Origin of the sequence: Fulvivirga kasyanovii (genome assembly GCF_009711405.1) — a bacterium.
GTDB lineage: Bacteria > Bacteroidota > Bacteroidia > Cytophagales > Cyclobacteriaceae > Fulvivirga > Fulvivirga kasyanovii.
Map to the genome: position 1 here is coordinate 1 of NZ_SMLW01000300.1, position 4836 is coordinate 4836.

Sequence of the window (4836 nt, forward strand, 5' to 3'; positions counted from 1 at the left end):
CTGATTGTAAGGGCTGCCCAGATGGAACTTCTCGGGTTGATTCTGGGTCAGTTTATGGGCGTTGGTGTTCTCGCGGCCATTATATTATTCCAGCCTGAAATCAGAAAATTCCTTCTTTTGATCGGTAAAACGACTGACTTCAATAAAGGTAATTTTTTCAACGGTCTGTTCGTATGGAAACGCCGGACAGCAAAAGAAGCCTATAACATCACTCCTATCATTGAAGCTGCCAAAACCCTTGGTGGTACGAATACAGGAGCATTGATCGTTCTTTCCAAAGATTCTGAATTGAAGTTCTACGCGGAATCTGGAGATATCATAGACGCCTATTTATCCAAGCGATTGTTGCTTTCAATATTCAACAAGCACAGTCCACTTCATGATGGCGCGGTTATTATATTTAAAGGCAAAATAAAAGCAGCCAGGTGTATCCTTCCGGTTTCTGAAAACGATGCCCTGCCTGCGCAGTTTGGCCTACGGCACAGAGCTGCCCTGGGTATGTCTGAAATTACAGACACTATGGTGCTTATAGTATCGGAAGAAACAGGCCAGTTTTCTTTGGCCAGAAATGGCAAGCTGCTTCACAACCTGTCTCCTCAGGAACTACGAAAGAAAATCAATGATTATCTCACCACCGAAGATGAGAAAAAAGAAGAGGCTGTAGAGGAGCCTGCTGAAAAGGAAGCAAAAGCTACGTCGATAAATGAGGCTAAGGCCAGGGCCTGATAGGCTTTACACATAGCATTAAAAAAATCCCTACTTGCTGACAGGTAGGGATTTTTTCATTTGAAGTCAATTGTTTTTACTTTATAACTTTCAACTCCCTGCCAATTTCAGTAAACGCCTGAATCGCTTTATCCAAATGCTCCCGCTCATGGGCTGCCGACATCTGAACCCTGATCCTGGCCTGTCCTTTAGGAACTACCGGATAGAAAAACCCGATAACATAAATACCTTTATCCAAAAGGGCATCAGCAAATTTTTGAGCCAGAGGAGCCTCATATAACATAATAGGTACAATGGCGTGAGTTCCGGGTTTGATGTCAAACCCAGCCTTTGTTATTTCCTCCCTGAAATATTTGGTGTTCTCTTCAAGCTTATCCCTTAATTGAGTAGTCTCACTAAGCATATCAATCACTGCAATAGAGGCGCCCGTAATAGAAGGAGCCAGTGTATTTGAGAATAAATAAGGCCTTGACCTTTGCCTAAGGATTTCGATGATTTCTTTTTTACCAGAAGTAAAACCACCTGACGCACCACCAAGGGCCTTACCGAGGGTACCTGTAATGATGTCCATTCTATCGATCACTCCATGATGCTCATGAACTCCACGACCTGTTTTGCCCATAAAGCCGGTAGAGTGGCATTCATCAGACATAACCAGGGCATTGTATTTATCAGCCAGGTCACATATTTTATCCAACTGGGCTATGGTACCATCCATGGAGAATACGCCATCGGTAACTATAATTTTCTCCTTAGCCCCGGCGGCATCAGCCTCTTTGAGCTTGGCTTCGAGGTCTTCCATGTCATTGTGGTTGTACCTATACCTCATCGCCTTGCACAGCCTCACTCCATCTATAATGGAAGCATGGTTAAGTGAGTCGGATATAATTGCATCTTCGGGACCAAACAGTGGCTCAAATACACCTCCATTGGCATCAAATGCAGCAGCATATAGAATGGTATCTTCCATACCCAAAAACTCGGAAATTTTCTTCTCCAACTCCTTATGTATGTCTTGTGTACCACAAATAAACCGTACGGAAGACATTCCATATCCATGGGAATCTATAGCTTCTTTGGCCGCCTCTATTACTCGCGGGTGCGATGAAAGCCCCAGGTAATTGTTAGCACAGAAATTTATAACTTCTTTGCCATCCTGCGTTTTGATTACAGCTCCCTGAGGTGTGGTAATGATTCTTTCTTTCTTATACAGGCCTGCCTCTCTGATAGAATCAAGTTCATCCTGCAATTTCTTTTTTAGCGTATCGTACATATTTATCAATCAGTTTTAGGTCTTTTCTTGATCACAGGTTTTGGTTTGAATTTTGGCTTACTTTCACCTGTACTTTCTTCACTACCCGGCTTGGACTGCACTTTTGGCTTAACCTGAATTTTTGGTTTAGCTTTCATCACGGGCTTCGGCTTCATCTTTGGTTTGGCAACACTTCCCTGTTTTTCCTCTTCCTCCTTTTCTTTGGGCTTGGGTTTCATTACCGGTTTTTGAGGCCCCACTTTCTTCTCCTTCACCTCAACAGGCGCTTCATAAGGAAATGCATGCCTGAGTGGATTGATCAGAAAGAGCTTCTGAGCAGTAAAACTTTTGGGATGCATCTGATCAAAAATAGCCTTCCACTCATTCCATTGTGATGAATTAGCTTTCCTGAAAGCATCAGAGTCGATCTTTTTGCTATGTAAATATTCGTTGAATTCCATAAGGCCGAGTAGCAAATATAAAAACTTTATCGAATGGGCAATAGTTATTAAGCCAGGCAAATGATTTGGTTTGCACGTCATTTAATTGGTAATTTCGCACCATCAAATTTTAAAGAGACCCCATGAACAAAATATTGGTGATCGGTGCCTGTGGACAGTTAGGTTCTGAATTAACATTGGCACTCAGAGATATACATAGTAAAAATAATGTTGTAGCTTCTGATGTCAGGGAGCCTGAAGGTGATTTGGCCGACGGACCGTTTGAAATACTCAACGTTATGAATAAATCCGATCTGGAAAATATTATAGACAAATATTCTATAACCCAGATATATCACCTGGCCGCCATCCTTTCTGCCAAAGGTGAGAAAGACCCGAAATTTGCCTGGGACCTCAACATGAACAGTTTACTGAATGTACTGGAACTTGCCAGGGATAAAAAACTTGAAAAAATATACTGGCCAAGTTCTATTGCCGTATTTGGCCCAAACACCCCAAGCAAAAATACTCCCCAACATACAGTAATGGATCCGAATACAGTATATGGAATCAGCAAACTGGCCGGGGAAAGGTGGTGCGAATATTATTTTGAAAAATATGGAGTGGATGTCAGAAGCCTGAGATACCCCGGATTAATAGGTTATAAAGCAAAACCAGGCGGCGGAACAACAGATTACGCTGTGGACATTTTTCACAAAGCTTTAGAAGATGGTACTTATGAAAGTTTTCTTTCAGAAGATACATATCTTCCCATGATGTACATGGATGATGCCATTAAAGCAACTATAAATATTATGGAAGCTGATAAAGAAAAAATCAAAATCAGGTCAAGCTATAACATTGCTGCGATCAGCTTCTCACCAAAAGAAATAGCAGGTGAAATCATGAAACACCTGCCAAACTTTTCTATAACTTATAACCCTGATTTCAGGCAATCTATCGCTAATTCCTGGCCTGACTCAATCGATGATTCTGAAGCCAGAAGTCAGTGGGGATGGCAGCATCAATTTGATTTGTCTAAAATGACGTCTACCATCCTCACCGGATTAAAAGAACTACTGAACCACCAGGCGGGTTGAGATTACAACCTGCCCTGATTTAACCTGGAGCATGTAGAATCCGGCTTTAAGATCATTCTGAATAGTTACTGCACCACTACCGCTAACTACTTCTGATTTCACTAACTGACCGGCATTGCTGTAGATTGCAAGCTCAACATCTTCATCAGCATCCGCACCAGTTTGAATAGTCAGCATATCCGTTACACTCGCAGGGTTAGGGTATACTGCCAACTTGCTGACCGTAGTAAAGTCTACCGCAACGATATCAAAGTAAGCCGTAGTACCGTCAAAGTCTGTTTGTGACAGCCTATAGTAAGATCTTCCTTTTAAAGGTTTGTTGTCAACATAAGTATAATCAAGGGCTCCGGTGTGTGTTCCTGCTCCGGATACAGTGGTGATTTTTTCAAAAGCCTTACCATCTGCCGATCTTTCGATTGTAAAGTAGTCGTTATTTTCCTCAGAGGCTGTTCCCCACTTCAATTCCACACCGCTATCTATAGATTTTGAATTAAAGTAAGTCAAGACTATTGGTAAAACATCAGTACCACAGAACCCACTACCGCCATCATCACAAGTATCTGAGGTTACTAATGGGCAAGTTCCATCACTTTGAGGGCCTGAACAAGTAACATCATCAGCTCCAATAATAGAACCGGCATCAATTGAACCCGTACCATCAATTTCAAATTCAACTGACCCAAAATCAAGTGTATTGCCCACAATTAAAGTACCATAAACAGTAAGCGTCTTTCCCTTATCTGGCTGTCCAATAAATGTTAAATTAGTCGTAATTGTAACGGTTACTCCCGCAGGGATAATGAACTCAACAGGTTTGTTACCGTTGGCAAACTCAACTGTTAAACTGTTTAGAGTTACATCTGAAGCAAAGTTCACCTTACCATCTCCCCCAGGGTTTGAATTCATATTACTCAATACCACATCCCCGTTAGGACAATTGATAATACTTGAAAAATTAATAGTGGAAGACAAGTTGCCACTTTGTGTGTAAGAACATTGAGCCAAAAGCTTGGTATTTGTCAACATCATCAACCCAATTACTGCTGCTGTGATAATATTTTTCATGATTTTGTTATTTTCCTAGTGTGTTTATTTAATTTCCGTCCAAAAAGTAACCTGAGTAATAAATTTGTTTAAATGATTACTTTAACATATATACCCAATTTACGAACCAATTATACCAAAAACACATATTTGGCTGAATTTCAGTTATTTATAAATTTTATGTTTTAAAAATTTTCCCAATATAGGAAATATGATCCAAAAATAGCACTAAAAAGCATGTAAGATATGAAAAAATGGCGCTGTAAGGAATGTG

At 40.8% G+C, this 4836-nt stretch carries 5 protein-coding genes; 2 read left to right on the plus strand and 3 right to left on the minus strand.

Features of this window, described 5'->3' with window-relative positions; all coding sequences use genetic code 11:
* Positions 1-726 (plus strand): diadenylate cyclase (locus E1163_RS02335; RefSeq protein ID WP_155169062.1); only part of this gene is annotated, 726 nt, incomplete at its 5' end.
* A gap of 76 nt (positions 727-802) precedes the next feature.
* Here E1163_RS02335 and kbl read toward each other — a convergent pair.
* Positions 803-1999, minus strand: coding sequence for a glycine C-acetyltransferase (gene kbl, locus E1163_RS02340; RefSeq protein ID WP_155169064.1), 1197 nt, complete (start codon positions 1997-1999; stop codon positions 803-805).
* A 5-nt stretch (positions 2000-2004) separates the two neighbouring features.
* The gene (locus tag E1163_RS02345) at positions 2005-2439 is read right to left on the minus strand and encodes a hypothetical protein (protein WP_155169066.1); all 435 of its coding nucleotides are present in this window, start codon (positions 2437-2439) and stop codon (positions 2005-2007) included.
* Positions 2440-2561: 122 nt separating this feature from the next.
* Between E1163_RS02345 and E1163_RS02350 the strand changes: the two genes are divergently transcribed.
* A complete protein-coding gene (locus E1163_RS02350) occupies positions 2562-3518 on the plus strand; it encodes an NAD-dependent epimerase/dehydratase family protein (protein ID WP_155169068.1) in 957 nt (318 codons plus the stop codon).
* On the opposite strand, the gene E1163_RS02355 is transcribed toward E1163_RS02350, so the two are convergent.
* Positions 3495-4583 carry a T9SS type A sorting domain-containing protein gene (locus tag E1163_RS02355; RefSeq protein ID WP_155169070.1) on the minus strand — a complete coding sequence of 363 codons (1089 nt, stop codon included), beginning with the start codon at positions 4581-4583 and terminating at the stop codon, positions 3495-3497. The two genes, E1163_RS02350 and E1163_RS02355, sit on opposite strands and share 24 nt — an antisense overlap.
* Positions 4584-4836 lie beyond the last annotated feature (253 nt).

Excerpts from the sequence above, each read along its gene's own strand:
- kbl (WP_155169064.1), bottom strand. The coding sequence starts at position 1,999 with ATGTACGATACGCTAAAAAAGAAATTGCAGGATGAACTTGATTCTATC.
- E1163_RS02345 (WP_155169066.1), bottom strand. The coding sequence starts at position 2,439 with ATGGAATTCAACGAATATTTACATAGCAAAAAGATCGACTCTGATGCT.
- E1163_RS02350 (WP_155169068.1), top strand. The coding sequence starts at position 2,562 with ATGAACAAAATATTGGTGATCGGTGCCTGTGGACAGTTAGGTTCTGAA.
- E1163_RS02355 (WP_155169070.1), bottom strand. The coding sequence starts at position 4,583 with ATGAAAAATATTATCACAGCAGCAGTAATTGGGTTGATGATGTTGACA.